The organism is Microcoleus sp. LAD1_D3, assembly GCF_036702135.1.
Classification (GTDB): domain Bacteria; phylum Cyanobacteriota; class Cyanobacteriia; order Cyanobacteriales; family Microcoleaceae; genus Microcoleus.
In genome coordinates this window covers 1-1681 of sequence record NZ_JAUBSB010000156.1, presented here as the reverse complement: position 1 = coordinate 1681, position 1681 = coordinate 1, and the positions used below count along the sequence as shown (strand labels likewise).

The following is a 1681-nucleotide window of genomic DNA, read 5'->3' as shown; positions in this document are numbered from 1 at the left end:
TGACCAAAAAAACGGGATTCAAGCCCCGTCCTTCTAGGACGGCTTTTCTTGATTTCTAATATATTCCTTCAAAACTTCTAAAGGTGCACCTCCTACTGAAACAGCAAAATAACTAGGACTCCACAAAGCTTCTTTATGGGGTTTTTCGTGCCCAGCCTGTCCGTAACGACGGCTAGAAACGCCTTTTAATGCGTTAACGATTTGAGAAATCGACAATTTAGGCGGATACTCAATCAGCGCATGGACATGATTGCCTTCGCCATTGAACTCTATCATTTGAAAATTCATTTTTTGGGCTACCTCTCGAAACGATTTTTCAATCAAATCAAGGCTTTCAGCCGTAAATACAGACCGACGATACTTTGTTACGCAGACCAAGTGCATTTTAAGTTCTGTAACAGAATGGCGCTCGCGGCGATAAAGAGTTGTCATTATTTGCAAACCAATATATAATCAAACCTACAGACCAATATTCAGTATAACCATGAAAGCGAGGTTCCGGTACAGATTTTATCCGACGGCAGAACAAAAGCAGAGCTTGGCTCGGCTGTTTGGTTGCGTCCGAAAAGTCTGGAACGACAGCCTAGCTCTCTGCAAGCAGTCTGAGAAGAAACCAAGTTCGGCTGACCTGCAAAAAATCGTGATAACCCAAGCAAAAAAGACCGAAGAAAGAGCTTGGCTGAGCGAAGTTTCTAATATTCCGTTACAGCAATCTGTAGCAGATTTAGAAACAGCTTTTAAGAATTTTTTCGACTCCTGTAAGGGGAAGCGAAAAGGTCGTAAGGTGGGTTATCCTAAGTTCAAAAAAAGAACCAATAGCCAGTCGGCACGATTTAGAATTGGAGGTTTTTCCCTAAAAAATAGCGGTGTCTATTTAGCCAAGATTGGTGTTGTCAACCCAATATGGTCAAGAACACTACCATCTGAACCTAGTTCAGTCACAGTAATTAAAGATTGTGCAAATCGTTACTTTTTGAGTTTTGTAGTAGAAGTTCAACCCATTCATTCTAATGCCAAGAACCAAAGCATCGGAATCGATCTGGGGATTAAAACTTTTGCAGTGATGAGCAATGGTGAAAAAGCTGAAAGTCCTAACTACAAAAAGTTAGACCAAAAAATCCGTAAACTTCAGCGCAAATTAGCCCGCCAGCCGAAAGACTCTAAAAGAAGAAATGTAACGCGAATCAAGATGGCTAAGTTACACAACCGCATTGCCGACACCCGCAAAGATTTCCTGCACAAATTATCAACCAAAATAATCAACGAAAACCAAGTGATTATTTTGGAAGACTTGAATGTGTCGGGCCTGGTGAAAAACCGGAAACTTTCGCGGGCAATTAGTCAGCAAGGATGGAGGGAGTTTAGAACTCTCTGTGAGGCTAAGTCTGAAAAGTTTGGTAGAGAGTTTCAAGTGATTAGTAGGTGGGAACCTACCAGCCAAGTTTGTGCGGACTGTGGTTTTAAATGGGGTAAAATCGATTTGTCTGTCCGTTCAGTGCTTTGTCTGAGTTGTGGTACTGAGCAGGATAGAGATCAAAATGCTTCGAGGAATATAGAGAAAGTCGGGATGGGGAATCGCCACGACTCAAAACGGGCGCAGAGGGATTGTCAGACTACTTCGGTAGCAAATCCCGATGAAGCGTCAAGAATCACCGCTCCTTTAGGACGGTGAGCATTTCAA

The 1681-nt window shown here is 42.5% G+C and carries 2 protein-coding genes; one reads left to right on the top strand and one right to left on the bottom strand.

The annotated features are described in order from the left end of the window. Window positions 1–33: 33 nt before the first annotated feature. Window positions 34–432, bottom strand: coding sequence for an IS200/IS605 family transposase (gene tnpA / locus QUA74_RS29715; RefSeq protein ID WP_333336356.1), 399 nt, complete (start codon window positions 430–432; stop codon window positions 34–36). A 52-nt stretch (window positions 433–484) separates the two neighbouring features. Between tnpA and QUA74_RS29710 the strand changes: the two genes are divergently transcribed. Further along, entirely contained in the window at window positions 485–1672 is a 1188-nt protein-coding gene (locus QUA74_RS29710) for a transposase (RefSeq protein ID WP_333336354.1), read from the top strand. Window positions 1673–1681 lie beyond the last annotated feature (9 nt).

Excerpts from the sequence above, each read along its gene's own strand:
- tnpA (WP_333336356.1), bottom strand. The coding sequence starts at position 432 with ATGACAACTCTTTATCGCCGCGAGCGCCATTCTGTTACAGAACTTAAA.
- QUA74_RS29710 (WP_333336354.1), top strand. The coding sequence starts at position 485 with ATGAAAGCGAGGTTCCGGTACAGATTTTATCCGACGGCAGAACAAAAG.